Here is a 21,089-nt window from a genome sequence, read left to right as displayed (position 1 = left end):
AACCTCCTATTTTACTCTAAAATTAATTTAGGTAAATTTTTATTAAACCATTTATATTTATCTATTATCATTATATGTGTTCCATTCTTAATTGTAATACAATTCGAAATATATTGGTAAGGAAATACAAGATCCTTTTCTCCATGAATATGTATTACTTCTGGTATAACTTTATCTTGTTCCCAATTTATAACCTGCTCAATCGACCAATCTAAATAATACTTATTGTTCACCGAAAGGTACTTTTTATATAAATCTATTCGTTTCTTTATGGTGTCTCCAAAAGAGAATTTAGCAAGTAAGTCTAAATTACTAGCGAGTTGGGTTGGCAATAGCTTATAGGCTTTTGTTGCTTTTAGCACTTTAAATCTTGTGGGTAGTTCGTGCTTTGTTTTAACACTTGATACTATAAATAATTTGCGTAACGTAATATGCTTACTCATTTCTTGCACTAAAATACCACCAAAAGAAACTCCCAAAAGCACAATGTCTTCATGTTCTATCTTCTTAGTCATCCTTAATGCATAGTTACTTAAAGATTCATTTTTTAAAGGAATTTCCCAATGCAATTTATGCAATTGAAACTGGTTTTCAGGTAAAGACAGATTATCAAAAATTGAAGGATTTGCAGCCATTCCTGGCATTAAATAAACATGTATTATGTCTTGACTCATAAGGTTTTAATAGCGTTTTAAAGCGAATTAACAATAATTTTTAGTACTTTTGTAGAATGTAAAGCTATAAAATAGTTGGCACTATTTTTGAAACTCCATCAATAAATTAAACTTATTACTTATGACTGATGCTGATGAACTAGTTGATAATGATTTTCTTCGTCAATTTGAACTAAAAACCGAAGACCATTTTGCTAAGATTGAATACTCTTTACAAGAACGCAAAATTTTCCTTACAAAATTAATTATTCCTGAAGGTGTAACAGATAAAAATTTTACGCCTCATTTTTTAAAACTGGTTTTCGAGAACATAGAAGAGCGTAATTTAAGCGTTGTACCTACAAGTCCAGAAATTGCAAAATTTATTAGAAAAAATAGACAATATAAAAAGTTATTACCTGTTGGATTAAGGATTTAATCTCAAATTATAAATAAGAAATAAAAAAGCTAAAACTATTGTTTTGGCTTTTTTTATGCCATTATATTTTTAAACTCAAAACGCACTAAACCATCATCATCAATAGTCGTAAGGTTTACTTGATGTATAGTATTTACCAATTCTGGATTCCAAGGCGCTTTTACTTTTACATAGTTCTCTGTAAAACCATGAATATAACCAGCTTTATTTTCACTTTCAAACAAAACAGATCTGGAAGTCCCTATTTGTTTTTCATAGAAAGCACGACGTTTTTTGGCGCTTAAACCACGTAACATTTTACTACGCTTACTTCTTATATTTTTAGGTACAATGTCTTGAAAATTAGAAGCTTCTGTATTATCACGTTCAGAATAAGTAAACACATGTAAATAAGAAATATCTAAGGTGTTTAAAAAGTTATAAGTTTCTAAAAAATGTTCATCGGTCTCACCAGGAAATCCAACAATAACATCTACACCAATGCAAGCATGTGGCATGACTTCGTTAATTTTTTTAACACGATCGACATATAATTCTCTCATGTAGCGACGTTTCATTAGCTTTAAAATAGCATTATGACCACTTTGTAAGGGAATATGAAAGTGTGGTACAAATGCTCTAGATTGACTTACCACCTCTATTGTTTCATTCTTCAATAAATTGGGTTCTATAGAAGAAATTCTTAGACGCTCTATACCATCTACCATATCTAAGGCTTGAACTAATTCTAGAAAAGTATGTTCATGTTTTTTATTACCAAATTCACCTTTTCCATAATCTCCAATATTAACTCCTGTTAATACTATTTCTTTTATTCCCTTAGCAGAAATCTCTTTGGCATTCTTAATTACATTTTCAAGTTCATCACTTCTCGAAATACCTCTTGCTAAAGGAATGGTACAATACGTACATTTGTAATCGCAACCATCTTGCACTTTTAAAAAAGCTCGTGTTCTGTCTCCAATAGAATAGCTGCCAACATAAAAATCGGCATCGTTAATATCGCATGAGTGTACTTCACCAAAATCGTTTTTGGTTAAATCGTTTAAATAGTCTGTGATTTTAAATTTTTCGGTAGCACCAAGCACTAAATCAACACCATTTACGTCTGCTAGCTCTTGTGGTTTTAATTGTGCATAACAACCAACTGCTGCAACAAAAGCATCTGCATTTGTTTTTTGTGCTTGCTTAACAATGGTTTTAAAACGTTTGTCTGCGTTTTCGGTTACAGAGCAAGTATTAATAACGTAAATATCTGCAGTTTCAGAAAAATCAACACGCTCAAAACCTTCATCTTTAAAACTCCTAGCAATTGTAGAGGTTTCAGAAAAATTAAGCTTACATCCTAAAGTGTAAAAAGCGACTTTCTTTTTAGTGTTTACTGTCAAAATATTATACTGTTCCTAAGTTAGAATTCTTATATTTACTTTAAACTTTATTTGAGATTGCAAATTTACATAATTGTTTACAAGTAAGCTTATAAGTGATTTTAAAATATGATAAAATTTAAACAAGAAAAGAAATCCAGAACACTAAATACAATTTTAAAAGGCTTATTGTTATTACAGTTATCGTATCTGTTTTTTTCATGTGGAAACACTAAAAATGAAAAAGATTTAAACCAAGTATTTAGATATAATGAACATAAAAATATTGGCTCATTAGATCCTGCTTTTGCAAAAGACAATGCAGATATTTGGGCAGTAAACCAATTGTTTAATGGTTTGGTACAAATGGATGATGGGCTTAACGTACAACCTTGTATTGCAAAACGTTGGGAAGTTTCTCTAGATGCACTCACTTACTCTTTTTTACTTAGAGACGATGTGTTTTTTCATAAACAGAAACTGTTTGGTAAAGATTCAACACGAACTGTAAAAGCTTCAGATTTTGAATATAGTTTTAACAGACTAATAGATACTAAAATAGCATCTTCTGGACGTTGGGTTTTAAATAAAGTCGAGAGCTTTTCAGCAGAAAATGATAGTACTTTCACTATTAAACTTAAACAACCTTTTCCTGCTTTTTTGGGTTTATTAACCATGAAATACTGCTCTGTAGTACCAAAAGAAGTTGTGGAACATTATGGAAGTAATTTTAGAGCTAACCCAATAGGTACTGGGCCTTTTAAATTTAAGCGATGGGAAGAAAATATAAAACTTGTTTTTAGGAAAAATAATAATTATTTCGAAAAAGATAGCAATGGTAAAAAGTTACCCTATTTAGAAGCAGTTGCTATTACTTTTTTACCAGACAAACAAAGTGAATTCTTACAATTTATTCAAGGAAATCTGGATTTTTTAAACTCGCTTGATGCGTCTTATCAAGATGATATTTTAACTAGTAAAGGTGAGTTAAGAGAAAAGTATGAAACTGATATTAACATGATACGTGGTCCTTATTTAAACACAGAGTATTTAGGCTTTTTTATGGATTCTGAAACTCCAGAAATACAATCTAAATTAATAAGACAGGCTGTTAATTATGGCTTCGATAGAAAAAAAATGATGAATTACCTTCGAAATGGCATTGGTATTCCTGCAAATGGTGGCTTTATTCCAAAAGGACTTCCAGGTTATAATGCTACTATTGGCTATACTTATAATCCTGAAAAGTCTAAAGCCTTAATTAAGCAATTTAAAGAAGAAACTGGAAATAATGCTCCAGAAATAACCATTACAACCACTAGTAACTATTTAAATTTTTGTGAATACATACAACGTGAACTCCAAAAAACAGGACTAATAGTAACTGTAGATGTTATTCCAGCATCAACCTTAAAAAGCGCTAAAGCAAATGGAAAGCTAAATTTATTTAGAGCCAGTTGGGTTGCAGATTATCCAGATGCACAAAATTATTTATCTCTATTTTACAGTGGTAATTTTGCGCCAAATGGCCCTAATTATACACATTTTAAAAATGAAAACTTCGATACTTGGTATTCTCAATCTTTTACTGAAACCACTACTAAAACTAGAGAAAAAATTTATAGTAAAATGGATAGTTTAGTTATGCAAGAAGCACCAATTGTGCCTTTGTATTACGACGAAGTTGTAAGGTTTACACAAAAAAACGTAAATAATCTGGGTATAAACCCAATAAACATGCTAGAGTTAAAGCACGTCACCAAAAAATAATACCAATTATTCTCTTCTAAACTTTTTTGTTTCTTCAAAAACATGTTCTAAAATAGCTTGGTCTGTTTCTGTAAACGCAACAGCTCTTCTAGACATTACTACGTTGCAAACTTCAAAAGCTTTTTTTGTTAAATAGGTTGTAAAACCTGCGCTTCCTCCCCAACTATAGCTTGGTACAAAATTTCTTGGAAATCCGCTTCCAAAAATATTTGCATTTACACCAATTACAGTGCCTGTATTAAACATGGTGTTAATACCACATTTACTATGGTCACCCATCATTAAGCCACAAAATTGTAATCCTGTTTTTGCAAAACCTTCGGTTTCATAATCCCATAACCTCACTTCTGCGTAATTGTTTTTTAGGTTAGAATTGTTAGTGTCTGCTCCTAAATTACACCATTCACCAAGTACAGAATTTCCTAAAAAACCATCATGACCTTTGTTAGAATATCCAAATAAAACAGAGTTATTGACTTCTCCTCCAACTTTACAATGCGGTCCAACGGTTGTTGCTCCATAAATTTTAGTGGCTAATTTTAAAGTAGCATTATCACATAAAGCTAATGGGCCACGAACCACGCTACCTTCCATAATTTCGGCATTTTTTCCAATATAAATTGGGCCCGAACTAGCATTTAGTGTTGCAAATTCCATTTTTGCACCTTCTTCTAAAAAAATATTTTCTGGTGCAATTATATTGTTTGTCTTTGCTATTGGCTGAGAGTCTCTATCTTTAGTCAATAATTGAAAATCCTGAGCTATTGCTTCGGCATTTTTAGAAAAAATATCCCAAGTATGTTCTATGGTAATTAAATTGTCTTCAAACTCTATGGCTTCAAAAGTTGATAAATCTATATCTTCTTGATCTTCTTCAGTAAAAAAAGCAATCACTTCTTCGTCTTTAAAAATCGCTTGATTCTTTTTTAAATCTTTAATCTTTTCGGCTAATGCTTCCGTAGGACAAAACGATGCATTAATCATTACATTTACTTCCATTTCAACCATTGGCCATTTTTCAGATAAATACTCTTCTGTAACTGTAGTTGTGGTTGCTTGCAAATAGGTTTCCCATTTCTCTCGAATGGTTAAAATACCAACTCTTATTTCTGCTACTGGTCGTGTGTATGTAAATGGTAATAATTGGTTTCTTGAAGGTCCGTCAAAAAGAATGTAATTCATAAACAAGTTATAAGTTATAAGTTATAAGTTATAAGTTTTTCTCACTCATAGCTTCTAACTTAGGTTTATAATTTCAAAAGTAATGTAAATGTATAAAACAAAAAAGCCTTTCAAATTATATGAAAGGCTTTTAAAAATATGGCTTACTAAATTATTTTTTAAATTTAGCGTATTTGTTTTTAAACTTGTCAATACGTCCAGCTGTATCTATTAATTTAGATTTACCAGTATAAAACGGGTGAGACGTTCTAGAGATTTCCATTTTTACTAATGGGTATTCAACACCGTCTACTTCTAAAGTTTCGCTTGTGTTAGCAGTAGATTTTGTTAAAAACACGTCTTCGTTAGACATGTCTTTAAATGCTACTAATCTATAATTTTCTGGATGTATATCTTTTTTCATCGCTAAATGCTTTTATTGTATTCTAAATTCGAGGTGCAAATTTAAGTGTTTTTTACAAAATAACAACACTTTTTACAAAAATTATTTAAACTTATTTATGTAACGTTTTTTTATCTTTGACTACTAACAATTATACTAAAACTAATAAACTAAAAAACATGGAAACTTCAACAAAATCATCTGCAATTAATTATGGGCTTTATTTAGGTGGCCTAATGGCACTTACTACAATTTTAGGTTATGCATTATATCTAGACCTGCTAACAAAATGGTGGCTTGGTATATTATTATTTATTGTAATTATTGTTTTTGGAATACTATCTGCATTAAAATCTAAAAGCATACAAAATGGAGTGATCACTTTTAAAGAGGCTTTTAGTTCTTATTTTATTACAGTTGCCATCGGAATAATTATTAGTATGGTCATTAGTATTTTAATATTTAATTTTATTGATCCAGATGCAGCTATTGCTTTAAAAGAAAAAACAATTGATGCCACTATACAAATGATGCGTAGCTTTAATGCTCCCGAAGAAGCTGTTGCACAAACATTAGAGCAAATGGAAGCCCAAAAAAACCAATTTTCTATCGCTCCTCAATTACAGTCTAATGCTATCTTTTTGGTAATACAAGCAGTAATTGGGTTAATTGTAGCTTTAATAGTAAAAAGAGACACGGAAAACGCATAATAGTTTTATATTTGAAATATCATTTCAAAAATAGCACATGGATATATCAGTAGTCATACCACTACTTAACGAACAAGAATCGCTTACAGAATTACACGATTGGATTGCAAAAGTTATGCAATCCAATCGTTTTTCTTATGAAATACTATTCATAGATGATGGTTCTAACGATGGTTCATGGGAAACTATAGAAAGACTTACAAAATTAGACCACAATGTTAAAGGCATTCGATTTTTAAAAAACTTTGGAAAATCTCAAGCATTACATGCAGGTTTCGAAAAAGCGCAAGGAGATGTTATTATTACAATGGATGCCGATTTACAAGATAATCCTGAAGAAATCCCAGCACTTTATAACAAAATTATTAATGATGGTTTTGATCTCGTTTCGGGCTGGAAAAAGAAGCGTTTTGATAATAAGTTTACTAAAAACTTACCATCTAAATTATTTAATTGGGCTGCCCGTAAAACCTCTGGTGTAAAATTAAACGACTTTAATTGCGGACTTAAAGCATATAAAAACGAAGTTATAAAAAACATAGATGTAAATGGTGAAATGCATAGGTATATTCCTGTTTTAGCTAAAAATGCTGGCTTTACAAAAATTGGAGAACAAGTTGTACAGCATCAAGCAAGAAAATATGGTGAAACTAAGTTTGGTATGGAGCGCTTTATCTATGGTTTTCTAGATTTAATTACTATTTGGTTTATCTCACGTTTTGGTAAAAGACCAATGCATTTATTTGGCGCTTTAGGTGTTATAATGTTTGCTATAGGTTTTGTTTTTTCTGCCTATTTAGGAATTGATAAATTGTTTTTTCATCAAAATGGAATATTAATAACGCAAAGACCAGAATTTTATATTGCGCTCTTTACCATGATAATTGGTACCCAATTTTTTGTTGCTGGCTTTTTAGGCGAAATCATTTTACGCTCTAAGCAACACAAAAACCGTTATTTAATAAAGAATGAATTAAATTTCAATAACAAACTTTCAAATTAACAAACTGTTAATCATTACCTTTTTTATAATGCTTACTTTTGCATTCTATTACATTAGAATATGATTTATATAGAACCAGAATTATTAAATAGAGTTAACACTTGGTTAACGCCTACATTCGATAAAGAAACACAACTATACATTAAAGACTTAATAGCTACCAACCCAAAAGAACTAAAAGAAAGTTTTTATAAAAACTTAGAGTTTGGAACAGGTGGAATGCGAGGTGTTATGGGAATTGGCACCAACAAAATTAACAAATATACACTTGGAAAAAATACTCAAGGCATTAGTAATTATATGCACAACATGTTTCCAAACGAAACATTAAAAGTAGCTATTGCTTTCGATTGCAGACATAACAGTAAAACATTAGCTAAAGTTGTAGCAAATGTGTTTTCTGCTAACAATATAGAAGTCTTTTTATTCGAAGACCTTCGTCCTACTCCAGAATTATCGTTCGCTTTAAAACATCTAAATTGCCATTGTGGTATTGTTTTAACAGCCTCACATAATCCTCCAGAATACAACGGTTATAAAGTCTACTGGCAAGATGGTGGCCAATTAGTGCCACCTCAAGATGCAGAAATTATTAAAGTGATTGATACTTTAGATTATGCTGAAATTAAATTTAATGCAAACGAAGAGTTAATCCATTACATTGGTAAAGACATAGATGATGTTTTTATAAATGCTTCTGTTAAAAACGGAAGCTTTAATACTTCAGCGGAAGCTAAAGAAAATTTGAATATTGTATTTACATCGCTTCACGGAACCTCTATTACTGCAATTCCAGAAACGCTAAAACGTGCTGGATATACAAACGTAAATATAGTTGAAGCACAACGCAAACCTGATGGCAATTTTCCAACAGTAGCCTCACCAAATCCAGAAGAACCAGCAGCATTAAAAATGGCTATGGATTTAGCCAATAAAACCGAAGGCGATATTGTAATAGGTACAGATCCAGATTGCGATAGATTAGGAATTGTAGTTAGAGATTTAGATAACAAATTGGTTATTTTAAATGGTAATCAAGCCATGATATTAATGACTGATTTCTTACTAAAACAATGGCAAAATGAGAATAAAATTAATGGTAAAGAGTTTATAGCAAGCACCATAGTCTCTACTCCAATGATGAGCGTTTTAGGTAAAGCATACGATGTAGAATGCAAAATTGGCCTAACAGGTTTTAAGTGGATTGCAAAAATGATAAAAGATTTTCCAAACCTTAATTTTATTGGTGGTGGAGAAGAAAGTTTTGGGTTTATGGTTGGCGATTTTGTTCGCGATAAAGATGCTGTAACTGCCACGCTTTTAGCTTGCGAAATTGCAGCACAAGCCAAAGCTAAAGGCAGTAGTGTATATCAAGAATTAATAAAACTGTACATAACACATGGTTTGTATAAAGAACGTTTAGTTTCTATCACTAAAAAAGGAATTGAAGGCGCACAAGAAATCAAACAAATAATGATTGATGCTAGAGAAAAACCACTTGAAGTAGTTAATAACTCTAAAGTTGTTTTAATTGAAGACTACCAATTATCATTATCAAAAAACACAATTACTGGAGAAACTACAACTATATATATTCCAAAATCTAACGTCTTAATATACCATACAGAAGATGGTAGTAAAATTGCTTTACGACCAAGTGGTACAGAACCAAAAATAAAATTCTACATTAGCGTAAACACGAGTCTAGACAGTATGTCTGCTTTTAAAAAAACGGAACAACAATTGGAAACAAAGATTGATGCCATTTTAAAAGACATGAATCTTTAACTAAATGAATTACTTAAAAAAAATATTACGCTTCGCAATTCCTTATAAAAAGTATGGTATACTAAATATTATTTGTAATATTTTTTATGCACTTTTTAGCACATTGTCTATGATTGCAATGATGCCGATGATTAATGTGCTTTTTGGACAAACCGACAAAGTACTATCGCAACCACTTTGGGATGGTGATTATTCAAATTTAAAAGACTATTTAGTAGACTCTTTTAATTTTACAATTAGTCAAAGAATTGAAATTGAAGGAGAACAAAGTGCTTTGTTTTTAATAGTCGCAATAATTGTAGTTTTATTCCTTTTAAAAAATCTTTTCAGCTACCTATCACTCTATTTTATTACTTTTTTAAGAAATGGCGTTTTAAAAGACATTAGAGATGAAATGTTTAGAAAAGTAGTAAACTTACCCATCTCTTACTTTTCCGAAAAACGAAAAGGTGACACTATTTCTAGAATAGCATCAGATGTTGGAGAAGTGCAAATGTCTTTATTAGCAGTGCTAGAACTTATTATTCGCGAGCCACTTACAATTATATTTGCTATTATTTCTATGTTAATTTTAAGTCCAAAATTAACATTATTTGTCTTTGTTTTTATACCCATTTCAGGTTTTATCATTTCATTTATAGGAAAAAGTTTAAAAAAGAAATCGCATCTCGTTCAAAATGAAGTTGGGCAATTTTTGTCTTCATTAGAAGAAACTTTAGGTGGTTTAAAAGTGATTAAAGGTTATAATGCAGAACAACAGTTTGAAAACAAGTTTAAAAGTTCAACAAACAGACTTTATAGATTTTCTAATTCTTTAATGAATAGGCAAAACTTAGCCTCGCCTGCAAGTGAGTTTTTAGGTATTTTAACCATTGCAGCCATTTTATTATTTGGAGGCACAATGGTTTTTAATAAACAACTAGATGGTGGTGAATTTATAGTTTTTCTATTACTAGCTTATAATATACTTACACCTGCAAAAGCAATAAGTAAAGCTTTGTATAGCGTGAAACGTGGTAATGCTTCTGCAGAACGTGTGCTTGAAATTTTAGAAAGCGAAAGTCCAATAAAAGATAGTGCAAATGCAAAAACTAAAACCGAATTCAGCCAAGGTATCAAAATCAATAATATTTCGTTTAAATATGAAGACGATTTAGTACTAAAAAACTTCACTGTAAATGTTCCAAAAGGAAAAACCGTTGCACTAGTTGGACAATCTGGAAGTGGTAAAAGTACCATTGCAAATTTAGTAACGCGTTTTTACGATGTAAACGAAGGTAGTATTACCATAGACAGTGAAAATATAAAAGACCTTACAAAAAACTCGCTTCGAGGTTTAATGGGCTTGGTAACGCAAGATTCTATCTTATTTAACGATACTGTAAAAAACAATATTCTAATTGGAAAGCAAGGTGCTACAGACGAACAAGTTATAGAAGCACTTAAAATTGCAAACGCTTGGGAATTTGTAAAAGATTTACCTAAAGGCATAGAAACTAATGTAGGTGATTCTGGAAACAAATTATCTGGCGGACAAAAACAACGCTTGAGTATTGCAAGAGCTGTCTTAAAAAATCCACCAATTATGATTTTAGACGAAGCCACCTCAGCATTAGACACAGAAAGCGAACGCTTGGTACAAGTCGCTCTAGAAAACATGATGAAAAACAGAACGTCTATAGTAATAGCTCATAGATTATCTACCATTCAAAATGCAGACGAAATAATAGTTATGCATAAAGGTGAAATTGCAGAGCAAGGCAAACACAACGAACTTATGAACATGGATGGTACATACAGAAAACTTGTAAATATGCAAAGTTTTGATTAATATCTGTTTAGTTTAAAATAAAAACACTTTTGTTTTAAACCAAAATAAAAAACTACAGTCTAAAAGAAAATCATTTTTGTTGACTACTGAAACCGAACTTTTATTAAAACTACAAGCTAAAGGCAACAAAGACATTGCTTTTAAAGAGCTTGTGGCACAATACAAAGAACGATTATACTGGCATATTAGAAACATTGTAAAATCTCATGACGATGCAGACGATGTGCTTCAAAATACTTTTATAAAAGTCTACAAAAGCATCGATGGTTTTAAAGGAGAAAGCAAACTATATTCTTGGTTGTACAGAATTGCAACAAACGAAGCCATTACACTTTTAAACAAAAATGCTAAACGTCTACAAATTACCAATGAAGAAGCACAAAATCTAGCCATAAATAATATGGAATCTGATGTGTATTTTGAAGGAGATGCCATTCAATTAAAACTTCAAAAGGCTATTGCAACGCTTCCAAGTAAACAACAATTGGTTTTTAATATGAAATATTTTCAGGATTTAAAATATAAAGACATGTCTACTATTTTAGAGACTAGTGAAGGTGCTTTAAAAGCATCTTACCATATTGCAGCAAAAAAAATTGAAGCTTATTTAACTAACAATTAAACTATTTAACAAATTAAGAGTCTTAATACTAAACATAGAGATTTTGAAAGCCTTGGAATATAAACATGAAAAACGAAAATTTACATAACATTAAAAACTCAGGATTTAAAGTGCCTAAAGATTATTTTGAAGGACTAGAAGATTCTATTTTAACTCAAGCGAAGCTTAAAAGCTTAGTTAGCAACTCTGGTTTTAAAGCACCTGAAGGCTATTTAGATAATTTTGAGGTTGTTATTAAAAAAGAAACTAAAGTTATTTCTATATTTTCTAGAAAGAACATATTATTTGTTTCTAGCGTAGCAGCTGCCATTGTATTGTTTTTTAGTTTAAATATATTTAATAATTCACCATTAACGCTTACAGATTTAGACAGTACAACTGTAGAAAATTATATTTTAGACGAAACTGAAATAGGTGATTTAACATCACTATTTCAAAACAACGAGCTAAGTGAAACTCAGTTTATAGATTACACAATAAGTGACGAAACTTTAGATAGTTATCTAGAAGACATAGATGTTAACGACTTATATTCAGAATAAAAATGAAAACAACTAAAAAAATACTTATTCCAGTTTTTGCTTTACTATTATCTGTAAATCTATATGCGCAAAAACCAAATAAAGAAAAGGTAAAAGCCCTAAAAGTTGCACACATAACAGAGCAATTAGATTTAACAGCAAAAGAAGCACAAGCATTTTGGCCTGTTTACAATACAAACGAAGAAGCCAACGATAAGCTTAGAGATAATTCTGGTTTAAAGCGTTTAGAAAATTTTGATAATGTTACTGAAGCTGAAGCTAAAGCCTATTTAGATAAAATTGTAACTATGGAATTGTCTAGACAACAACTTCAAAAAGAATATTTTACTAAATTGAGTGACATATTATCTTCAAAAAAGATTTTAAAACTCATGTATGCTGAAAAAACATTTAGACATAAAATGATCCAAGAGTTTAAAGAACGTCATCGTGGAGAAAAATCCAAAAAATAGTTTAAAAAAAAAAGAGCAGCCAATGGCTGCTCTTTTTGTATAAAAGTACAATTTATTTACCTAAACGTTAACTTGGCTATTCTCATACTTCCAGCAGCATAAGCAACACTATCATTTACAAAACGAAGCGTATAAAAACCTTCATCGCTTAAATGCTTCCAGTTTTCTCCAGCATCTTTAGAATAGTCAATACCTTTAAAACCAATAGTAACCAGTTCTTTAGCATTTCTACCTGGAATGTATTGTACACAACTTCTATAACCTGGACTTTGGTTTTGCGCAACCAATTGCCACGTTTTCCCGCCATCTTGAGTTCTTATTTTATTAGCAGTGCTATCTCCAGCTTTAGTGTAATCTCCACCAATAGCAAATCCATTATTTTCATCGTAAAAATCTAAAGAGTACATTCCTGTAGTTTCTAAACCTTGTACTATAGGAGTTTCGAAAACTTCCCAAGTTTTACCTTTATCTGGTGAAAACAATACTCTACTTGCCTTTCCTCCTGTTGCTACCCAAGTTTTATCACCAACTATGGCAATATTTGTATCGCTTGCTGCAAAAGCGGCCTCACCTTCTTTTGCTTTTGGCAATACATCGCATGATAGTTTGTTCCAAGTGTTTCCGCCATCTCGTGTAATTATAATACTCATACAATCGTCTGTTGGATCTCCAATAGCTATGCCTTCTTGGTCGTTCCAGAAATCCAAAGCATCGTAAAATGCTTTTTCGTGGTTTTCTAGGTAGACTAATTTTGTTTCCTCATCTCCCAATTTATATAAATAAGCTGGACTTGCCACAGATAATGCAAAGCCTGCGTCCTTGGTGCTAGCGAAAGCTCTAAAATTTAACTTTTCATTGTCGTCGTCAATTTCAATAGGAAACACAACTTCATCCTTATCAATCATTCCAGCTTTTCCACTAGATGTTAAGAAAAAGAGTCCATCATAATCTTTCACTAATTCTAATGCTCTGACATTTAAAGTCGAATCTCTAAGAAGCAAACCAATTTCAACTTCAGTAAAATCACGAGGAATAAAAATAGCTTCTTTTTCATCTTCCTCTTTCTTACAAGAAACTATTGTTAATGCTACACAAAATATTATTAGAAGTTGTTTCATAATTTTCAAATTTCTATAAAAGTAAAAAAGCTATATGAATAAACAGATAATCTATTAAAAAAACAAACAATTTAACGTACATTTGCACGCTGAATTATCAATCATAACAACTTGATTTCTAATTCAACTAAATATTGAAAATGAGATTACATAGAAATTTATGCTTTGCCACTGTTGATGGATTATTACTAATTTTTAACGAAGGCAACTATGCAGATAAAGTAGTACAACAACTCCTAAAGCGAGATAAACGTTGGGGAAGTAGAGATCGTGGTTTTGTAGCCGAAACGACTTATGATATTGTACGTTGGAAACGCTTATATGCAGAAATAGCAAATGTAAAAGAACCTTTTTCTCGTGACGATATTTGGCGCTTATTTGCAGTTTGGGCAACCTTAAAAGGGATAACACTACCAGATTGGAAATACTTTGAAGGCACACCAACAAGAAAAATAAAAGGACGTTTTGATGAATTGTCTAAAATTAGAAAAATAAAAGAGTCTTTTCCAGATTGGATGGATGAGCTTATTTTAAAAGAGCTTGGTGAAAAAGTTTGGAATAAAGAAGCAACAGCACTTAACGAACAAGCAGAAGTTATTTTAAGAGTAAATACGCTTAAAACAACAAAAGAAAAATTAAAAGCAGAATTATTTGATTTAGATATTGAAACTGAGGAAATAAAAGGCTATCCAGACGCTTTAAAGTTAGTAGAACGTGGTAACGTATTTACTACAGATGCTTTTAAAAATGGTTGGTTTGAAGTACAAGACGCCTCTTCTCAATTAGTTGCAGAATTTCTTGATATAAAAAGCGGAATGAAAGTTGTTGATACTTGTGCAGGTGCAGGTGGAAAAACGCTTCATATTGCTGCCTTAATGGAAAACAAAGGCCAAGTAATTGCTATGGATATTTATGAAAATAAATTAAAGGAATTAAAACGTCGTGCAAAACGTGCTGGTGCGCATAACATAGAAATGCGAGTAATAGATTCTACCAAACCTATTAAAAAATTATACAACAAAGCAGACCGCGTTTTAATAGACGCACCATGCTCTGGACTAGGCGTTTTAAGACGAAATCCTGATGCAAAATGGAAAATGCAACCAGAATTTATTGAGAAAATCAAAAAAACACAAATTGAAATATTAAACTCCTATTCTAAAATGGTAGCGCCTGGAGGCAAATTAGTTTATGCTACTTGCTCAATTCTTCCTTCTGAAAACAACCAGCAAGTTGAAAAATTTTTAGCATCAGAAAACGGAAAAGAATTTACCTTTGTAAAAGACAAAAAAATATTATCTCATCAATCTGGTTTTGATGGATTCTATATGGCGCTTTTAGAAAAATCTCAAAAAACAAATTAACTCCTACAATGAAACAATTTTACTTTACTTTATCTGTTCTGTTAATCAGTATTTCGGTATTTGCCCAAATTCCTGCTGGTTATTATAATACTGCTACTGGGAGTGGTTACACGCTTAAAACACAGCTAAAAACCATTATAACTAATGGTCATAACTGGAATAGTAATAGTTACGATAATTTATATAATGAATATGCAAACACAGATACCGATATTTATTATGAAAACGATGGAACTGTTTTAGACATTTATACAGAAAAACCAAGCACAACAGATAGTTTTAATTACAACCACTCTGGAGCAGACCAATGTGGTGGTAGTTACAATGCAGAAGGACAATGTTATAATAGAGAGCATTTGTTTCCACAAGGTTTTTTTAATAATGCAGATAACTTACCGATGGTATCAGACATTCATCATGTAATTCCAACAGATGGTTTTGTTAATAATGGTCGTAGCAATTATCCTTTTGGTGTTGTTTCAAGTACTAATACATCATATAGTAATGGTTCTAAATGGGGAACTGGAAACAACTATGGTTACACAGGACGATGCTTTGAACCTATTGATGAATTTAAAGGTTATGTTGCACGTGCGATGTTATATTTTGCAGTTAGATATGAAGATAATTGGAATGATTCTGGATGGAGCTCACACACTACACAATACAATCCGTTGAACGGAACAAGCAACCAGTTTTATGAAACTTGGTTTATAAACACCATGCTAGATTGGCACAATGCAAATCCTCCTTCTCAATTTGAAATTGACCGTAATAATGCTTCTTATATAGTACAAGGAAACCGTAATCCGTTTGTTGATAATCCAACCTATGCTAATTTAATTTGGAATCCTTCTCCTGATAACACAAATCCCACAGATCCATCAAATTTAGTTGCTAATAACCCAACAGACACCTCAATAAACTTAACTTGGTTAGCAGCAACAGATAATGTTGGTGTAACTAGTTATGACATTTTTCAAAATGGAACATTATCTTACAACTCTACTACAAATAATTATTTAGTAACAGGTTTAACGGCTAACACCAACTATTGCTTTACTGTTTTAGCAAAAGATGCTGCAGGCAACACATCAAATCAAAGTAATCAAGATTGTGAAACGACAACAAATACTGGTTCTGGTGGAGGTTCAAACGAATTATTTTTATCAGAATATGTTGAAGGTGGAAGCACAAACAAAGCACTTGAAATTGCTAACTTTACTGGAAACGCTATTTCATTAACAAATTACACTTTAAAATTAGCATCAAACGGTAATGCGTTTGGTAGTCCTGTAAGTTTTCCGGTTAATGCTACAATAGCAGATGGCGATGTTTACGTAATAGCTAACAGCGGACTTTCTTCTGCTTGTCAAGCTCAACAAGACTTTGTAAATAATACAATAACTGGATTTAATGGTAATGATGCAATAGGACTTTTTAAAAATGATGTATTAATAGATATTATTGGAGAAGAAGGAAACTCTACTAATTTTGCGCAAAATGTTACTTTAGTAAGACAACCAACTATAACCAGTCCAACTACTACTTTTGATAGTAGTCAGTGGAATGTTTTAGCTCAAGACACGTGCTCTGGTCTAGGAACTCATAGCCAAACATTAAGTGTCCCAGAACTAGAAATCAATAGCTTTAAAATTTATCCTAACCCAGTTAAAGGAAATCAATTAACAGTTGAGGTTAAACAAAATACAAGTTTTGAAATCTATAATGTTTTGGGTAAAAAAATATTAGAAGGAAAAATTACAACTAACCATAACAAATTAAATGTTTCGTCTTTATACAAAGGTGTTTACATTTTAAGACTTCAAAATGAAGCTGGAATTACTTCAAAGAAAATAATTAAGCAATAATTTTTTAAAAAATTTGTATTAACATAAAAAAGCGACTCTAAATAGAGTCGCTTTTTTATGTTTAAAAGTTAGTGGATAACTCAAAAATTAATGTGCGTTTTTTATAAAGTAATCTAAGTAAAAAACTTAAATTTGTGCGTATTAAAATTAACTTCAAACTTCTATAAAATGATTCATTTCTTCGGAAACCAAAACAGTAAACTTTTTGCTGTTCAAGCAACAAAAGAATTATCAACTGAAACCATTTCAAAACTGACATGGCTCTTTGGAGACCAACCAAAAATAAATGTAGCGTCACTAGACGCTTTTTTTATTGGTCCTCGTGCTGCAATGATTACGCCTTGGAGTACAAATGCGGTTGAAATTACCCAAAACATGGGAATAGAAGGCATTATTAGAATTGAAGAATTTGAAGCTTGTACCATAGATTTTAAAGATTTCGATCCTATGATTTATGAAAAATATAATAGCTTAAACCAACAAGCGTTTACCATAGCTATTAAACCAGAACCTATTTTAAATATAAAAGATATTGCAGCTTTTAACACGCAAGAAGGTTTAGCATTAAGTGAGGAAGAAGTTAAATACTTAGAAAGTGTAGCAAAAAAAATTAAAAGACCATTAACAGACTCTGAAGTCTTTGGTTTCTCTCAAGTTAATTCAGAACATTGTCGTCATAAAATCTTTAACGGAACTTTTATAATCGATGGCGTAGAAAAACCAACATCGCTTTTTAAATTAATTAAAGAAACATCAAAACAATATCCTAACGATATTGTTTCGGCATATAAAGATAATGTAGCTTTTATAAAAGGCCCAAAAGTAGAGCAGTTTGCTCCTAAAACAGCAGATAAACCAGATTTTTACCAAACTGAAGATTACCAATCTGTTATCTCATTAAAAGCAGAAACACACAATTTCCCAACAACAGTAGAACCATTTAATGGCGCAGCAACTGGTTCTGGTGGAGAAATTAGAGACAGATTAGCTGGAGGAAAAGGCTCTTTACCTTTAGCAGGAACAGCAGTTTACATGACCTCTTATTCTCGTTTAGAAGAGAATAGACCTTGGGAACAAAAAATGGAAGCGCGCGACTGGTTGTACCAAACACCTGTAGATATATTAATTAAAGCCAGTAATGGAGCATCAGACTTTGGGAACAAGTTTGGTCAGCCATTAATTTGTGGTTCGGTTTTAACGTTTGAACACGAACACGATGCCAGAAAACTAGGTTTCGACAAAGTTATTATGCAAGCTGGAGGTATTGGTTATGGCAAAGCAGATCAAGCACTAAAAGACACACCTCAGGTTGGCGATAAAATTGTTATTCTTGGAGGAGAAAATTATCGTATTGGAATGGGTGGAGCAGCAGTTTCAAGTGCAGATACAGGTGAATTTGCCTCTGGAATAGAACTTAATGCAGTACAGCGTTCTAATCCAGAAATGCAAAAGCGTGCTGCAAATGCTGTTCGAGGCATGGTGGAAAGCAAAGAGAATTTTATTGTGTCTATTCACGATCATGGTGCTGGTGGACATTTAAATTGCTTGTCTGAGTTGGTAGAAGATACTGGTGGAATAATAGATTTAGATAAACTTCCAGTTGGAGATCCTACGCTTTCTGCAAAAGAAATTATTGGTAACGAATCTCAAGAACGTATGGGATTAGTTATTGCCGAAAAACATTTAGATACTTTAAGTAAAATTGCAGAACGCGAGCGTTCGCCAATGTATACAGTTGGTGATGTAACAGGAAACAACCGTTTTACTTTCGAGTCTAAAACCAAAGGAGATAAACCTATGGATTTAGCTTTAGAAGATATGTTTGGGAGTTCGCCAAAAACAATTATGAATGATGTTACTGTAGCTAGAAATTATGGTAATATAGACTACAATCCAGAGAAATTTTACAACTATTTAGATCAAGTATTACAACTAGAAGCTGTTGCTTGTAAAGATTGGTTAACTAATAAAGTAGACCGTTGTGTAGGTGGAAAAGTAGCAAAGCAACAATGCGTTGGACCACTACAGATACCACTTAATAATGTTGGTGTAATGGCATTAGATTATAAAGGAAAAGAAGGTATTGCAACGTCTATTGGCCACTCTCCTATTTCTGGATTAATTAATCCTGTTGCAGGAAGTCGCAATAGTATTACCGAAGCATTAACAAATATTATTTGGGCGCCTTTAAAAGATGGGTTGTATTCTGTATCATTATCTGCAAACTGGATGTGGCCTTGTAAAAATGAAGGTGAAGATACTAGATTATATGAGGCTGTACAAGCTATTTCAGAATATGCAATAGATTTAGGAATCAATGTTCCAACAGGAAAAGATTCGTTGTCTATGAAACAAAAATATCCTAACGAAGAGGTTATTTCTCCAGGAACTGTTGTTATTTCTGCAGCTGCAAATTGTAATGCTATTTCTAAAGTTATTGAACCTGTTTTACAGAAAAATGGAGGCGATATTTATTATATAAACATCTCTCAAGACCATTTTAAATTAGGAGGTAGTTCATTCTCACAAATATTAAATACAATTGGAAACGATGCGCCAAATGTTAAAAATCCAGCTTTTGTAAAAAACGTGTTTAATACTATTCAGCAATTAATAAAAGAGGAGCAAATAGTTGCAGGACATGATGTAGCTTCTGGTGGATTAATTACTACTTTACTAGAACTTTGCTTTGCAGATACTAATCTTGGTGCTGAGCTAGATATTACTGCTTTAGCTGAAAAGGATTCATTTAAAGTATTATTTTCTGAAAATACAGGAATTGTTTTTCAAGCTAAAGATGCTTCTATTGAAACAATACTCTCTGAAGCAAACATTGAATTCTTTAACTTAGGAAAAGTTTCTGAGAGTGATACGTTAAGTATTATAAATTATACTGAAGTATTTACCATGACAATATCGCGTTTACGTGATGTGTGGTATAAAACGTCTTTTTTATTAGATCAAAAACAAACAGCGAATAACCTAGCCGAAGCACGTTACAATAATTATAAAAATCAACCATTAAAATATACATTCCCTAAGCACTTTACTGGAAAACTGCCAGTATTAGATGCTAGTAAACCTAGACCAAAAGCTGCCATTTTAAGAGAAAAAGGATCTAATTCTGAACGAGAAATGGCAAATGCTATGTATTTAGCAGGTTTTGATGTTAAAGATGTACACATGACCGATTTAATTTCTGGTCGTGAAGATTTAAAAGATATTCAGTTTTTAGGAGCTGTAGGTGGTTTTTCAAACTCTGATGTTTTAGGATCTGCAAAAGGTTGGGCAGGAGCAATAAAATACAATGAAAAGGCTAACAAGGTTATTAACGACTTCTTTAATCGTGAAGACACTTTATCTGTTGGTATTTGTAATGGTTGTCAATTATTTATGGAACTAGACCTTATAAACCCAGAACATGATGTGCATGGAAAAATGATTCATAACGACTCTAAAAAACACGAAAGTTCATTTACATCAGTAGCTGTTCAAAAAAATAACTCAGTAATGTTATCAACTTTAGAAGGTACGACCTTAGGCGTTTGGATTTCTCATGGTGAAGGTAAATTTAACCTACCAAAAACAGAAGACCATTATAACATTGTTGCAAAATATGGTTATAAAGGGTATCCAAATAACCCAAATGGATCAGTTTTTAATACAGCTATGTTGTGCGATAAAACTGGAAGACATCTAGTAACTATGCCGCATATAGAACGTTCTACCTTTCAATGGAATTGGGCAAACTATCCAAATGGAAGAAAAGATGAGGTGTCACCTTGGTTAGAAGCTTTTGTGAATGCAAGATTGTGGATAGAAAACTTTTAATACAGAAAGTAAATAGCTAAATATTATTAAGTATACATAGCAAATATAAAATCTTACTACTTGAAATTAAAAAAGGAGCTAAACTTATCAGCTCCTTTTTTTTGTTGGTGTTTGAAATAGAATTAAAAATCCTTACTTTGCAATACTTATAACTACTATATAAA

Annotated in this window: 17 protein-coding genes; 12 read left to right on the top strand and 5 right to left on the bottom strand. The window is 31.7% G+C overall.

What is annotated here, in order from left to right; genetic code table 11:
- Positions 1–11: 11 nt before the first annotated feature.
- Positions 12–674, bottom strand: coding sequence for an alpha/beta hydrolase (locus P8H50_RS07550; protein WP_300207365.1), 663 nt, complete (start codon positions 672–674; stop codon positions 12–14).
- Positions 675–795: 121 nt separating this feature from the next.
- On the opposite strand from P8H50_RS07550, the gene P8H50_RS07545 reads away from it, so the two are divergent.
- The gene (locus tag P8H50_RS07545) at positions 796–1,092 is read left to right on the top strand and encodes an N-acetyltransferase (RefSeq protein ID WP_300207362.1); all 297 of its coding nucleotides are present in this window, start codon (positions 796–798) and stop codon (positions 1,090–1,092) included.
- A 53-nt stretch (positions 1,093–1,145) separates the two neighbouring features.
- Here the strand turns inward: P8H50_RS07545 and mtaB are convergent, their stop codons facing one another.
- Positions 1,146–2,480: a tRNA (N(6)-L-threonylcarbamoyladenosine(37)-C(2))-methylthiotransferase MtaB gene (gene mtaB / locus P8H50_RS07540; RefSeq protein WP_300207359.1), complete on the bottom strand. Its 1,335-nt coding sequence runs from the start codon at positions 2,478–2,480 to the stop codon at positions 1,146–1,148.
- Positions 2,481–2,588: 108 nt separating this feature from the next.
- On the opposite strand from mtaB, the gene P8H50_RS07535 reads away from it, so the two are divergent.
- Complete coding sequence (locus P8H50_RS07535; RefSeq protein ID WP_300207356.1) at positions 2,589–4,229, top strand: ABC transporter substrate-binding protein; 1,641 nt, start codon at positions 2,589–2,591, stop codon at positions 4,227–4,229.
- A 6-nt stretch (positions 4,230–4,235) separates the two neighbouring features.
- Here the strand turns inward: P8H50_RS07535 and P8H50_RS07530 are convergent, their stop codons facing one another.
- Positions 4,236–5,411, bottom strand: a complete 1,176-nt coding sequence (locus tag P8H50_RS07530) for a GlmU family protein (RefSeq protein ID WP_300207354.1) — start codon at positions 5,409–5,411, stop codon at positions 4,236–4,238.
- A 151-nt stretch (positions 5,412–5,562) separates the two neighbouring features.
- A complete protein-coding gene (locus P8H50_RS07525; RefSeq protein WP_290699841.1) occupies positions 5,563–5,814 on the bottom strand; it encodes a type B 50S ribosomal protein L31 in 252 nt (83 codons plus the stop codon).
- A 158-nt stretch (positions 5,815–5,972) separates the two neighbouring features.
- Between P8H50_RS07525 and P8H50_RS07520 the strand changes: the two genes are divergently transcribed.
- The 7 genes from P8H50_RS07520 (at position 5,973) to P8H50_RS07490 (ending at position 12,741) form a co-directional block, all read left to right on the top strand.
- Positions 5,973–6,503 carry a DUF4199 domain-containing protein gene (locus tag P8H50_RS07520; protein ID WP_300207350.1) on the top strand — a complete coding sequence of 177 codons (531 nt, stop codon included), beginning with the start codon at positions 5,973–5,975 and terminating at the stop codon, positions 6,501–6,503.
- Positions 6,504–6,540: 37 nt separating this feature from the next.
- Entirely contained in the window at positions 6,541–7,506 is a 966-nt protein-coding gene (locus P8H50_RS07515) for a glycosyltransferase family 2 protein (protein ID WP_300207347.1), read from the top strand.
- 60 nt (positions 7,507–7,566) lie between these two features.
- Positions 7,567–9,294, top strand: coding sequence for a phospho-sugar mutase (locus tag P8H50_RS07510; RefSeq protein ID WP_300207344.1), 1,728 nt, complete (start codon positions 7,567–7,569; stop codon positions 9,292–9,294).
- A 4-nt stretch (positions 9,295–9,298) separates the two neighbouring features.
- Positions 9,299–11,125 carry an ABC transporter ATP-binding protein gene (locus P8H50_RS07505; RefSeq protein WP_300207342.1) on the top strand — a complete coding sequence of 609 codons (1,827 nt, stop codon included), beginning with the start codon at positions 9,299–9,301 and terminating at the stop codon, positions 11,123–11,125.
- A gap of 79 nt (positions 11,126–11,204) precedes the next feature.
- Positions 11,205–11,747: an RNA polymerase sigma factor gene (locus P8H50_RS07500; RefSeq protein WP_300207339.1), complete on the top strand. Its 543-nt coding sequence runs from the start codon at positions 11,205–11,207 to the stop codon at positions 11,745–11,747.
- A gap of 65 nt (positions 11,748–11,812) precedes the next feature.
- Positions 11,813–12,289 carry a hypothetical protein gene (locus P8H50_RS07495; RefSeq protein WP_300207337.1) on the top strand — a complete coding sequence of 159 codons (477 nt, stop codon included), beginning with the start codon at positions 11,813–11,815 and terminating at the stop codon, positions 12,287–12,289.
- A gap of 2 nt (positions 12,290–12,291) precedes the next feature.
- Positions 12,292–12,741: a sensor of ECF-type sigma factor gene (locus P8H50_RS07490; protein WP_300207334.1), complete on the top strand. Its 450-nt coding sequence runs from the start codon at positions 12,292–12,294 to the stop codon at positions 12,739–12,741.
- 56 nt (positions 12,742–12,797) lie between these two features.
- On the opposite strand, the gene P8H50_RS07485 is transcribed toward P8H50_RS07490, so the two are convergent.
- On the bottom strand, positions 12,798–13,859 hold the full coding sequence (locus P8H50_RS07485) for an oxidoreductase (RefSeq protein ID WP_300207331.1): 1,062 nt from the start codon (positions 13,857–13,859) through the stop codon (positions 12,798–12,800).
- Between the two features lie 140 nt (positions 13,860–13,999).
- Here P8H50_RS07485 and P8H50_RS07480 point away from each other — a divergent pair, with 140 nt between their 5' ends.
- The 3 genes from P8H50_RS07480 (at position 14,000) to purL (ending at position 20,925) form a co-directional block, all read left to right on the top strand.
- Positions 14,000–15,223, top strand: a complete 1,224-nt coding sequence (locus P8H50_RS07480) for a methyltransferase domain-containing protein (protein ID WP_300207328.1) — start codon at positions 14,000–14,002, stop codon at positions 15,221–15,223.
- Between the two features lie 8 nt (positions 15,224–15,231).
- On the top strand, positions 15,232–17,094 hold the full coding sequence (locus P8H50_RS07475) for an endonuclease (protein WP_300207325.1): 1,863 nt from the start codon (positions 15,232–15,234) through the stop codon (positions 17,092–17,094).
- Positions 17,095–17,262: 168 nt separating this feature from the next.
- Positions 17,263–20,925, top strand: coding sequence for a phosphoribosylformylglycinamidine synthase (purL, locus tag P8H50_RS07470; RefSeq protein ID WP_300207321.1), 3,663 nt, complete (start codon positions 17,263–17,265; stop codon positions 20,923–20,925).
- The last annotated feature ends 164 nt before the right edge of the window (positions 20,926–21,089 follow it).

Source organism: Lacinutrix sp., assembly GCF_029238095.1.
Lineage (GTDB): Bacteria > Bacteroidota > Bacteroidia > Flavobacteriales > Flavobacteriaceae > Lacinutrix.
This window is presented reverse-complemented; position numbering and strand designations above follow the sequence as displayed.

Bases quoted from the DNA above. Each gene is read 5' to 3' on its own strand.
- P8H50_RS07550 (WP_300207365.1), bottom strand. From the start codon at position 674: ATGAGTCAAGACATAATACATGTTTATTTAATGCCAGGAATGGCTGCA.
- P8H50_RS07545 (WP_300207362.1), top strand. From the start codon at position 796: ATGACTGATGCTGATGAACTAGTTGATAATGATTTTCTTCGTCAATTT.
- P8H50_RS07535 (WP_300207356.1), top strand. From the start codon at position 2,589: ATGATAAAATTTAAACAAGAAAAGAAATCCAGAACACTAAATACAATT.
- P8H50_RS07530 (WP_300207354.1), bottom strand. From the start codon at position 5,411: ATGAATTACATTCTTTTTGACGGACCTTCAAGAAACCAATTATTACCA.
- P8H50_RS07525 (WP_290699841.1), bottom strand. From the start codon at position 5,814: ATGAAAAAAGATATACATCCAGAAAATTATAGATTAGTAGCATTTAAA.
- P8H50_RS07520 (WP_300207350.1), top strand. From the start codon at position 5,973: ATGGAAACTTCAACAAAATCATCTGCAATTAATTATGGGCTTTATTTA.
- P8H50_RS07515 (WP_300207347.1), top strand. From the start codon at position 6,541: ATGGATATATCAGTAGTCATACCACTACTTAACGAACAAGAATCGCTT.
- P8H50_RS07510 (WP_300207344.1), top strand. From the start codon at position 7,567: ATGATTTATATAGAACCAGAATTATTAAATAGAGTTAACACTTGGTTA.
- P8H50_RS07505 (WP_300207342.1), top strand. From the start codon at position 9,299: ATGAATTACTTAAAAAAAATATTACGCTTCGCAATTCCTTATAAAAAG.
- P8H50_RS07495 (WP_300207337.1), top strand. From the start codon at position 11,813: ATGAAAAACGAAAATTTACATAACATTAAAAACTCAGGATTTAAAGTG.
- P8H50_RS07490 (WP_300207334.1), top strand. From the start codon at position 12,292: ATGAAAACAACTAAAAAAATACTTATTCCAGTTTTTGCTTTACTATTA.
- P8H50_RS07485 (WP_300207331.1), bottom strand. From the start codon at position 13,859: ATGAAACAACTTCTAATAATATTTTGTGTAGCATTAACAATAGTTTCT.
- P8H50_RS07480 (WP_300207328.1), top strand. From the start codon at position 14,000: ATGAGATTACATAGAAATTTATGCTTTGCCACTGTTGATGGATTATTA.
- P8H50_RS07475 (WP_300207325.1), top strand. From the start codon at position 15,232: ATGAAACAATTTTACTTTACTTTATCTGTTCTGTTAATCAGTATTTCG.
- purL (WP_300207321.1), top strand. From the start codon at position 17,263: ATGATTCATTTCTTCGGAAACCAAAACAGTAAACTTTTTGCTGTTCAA.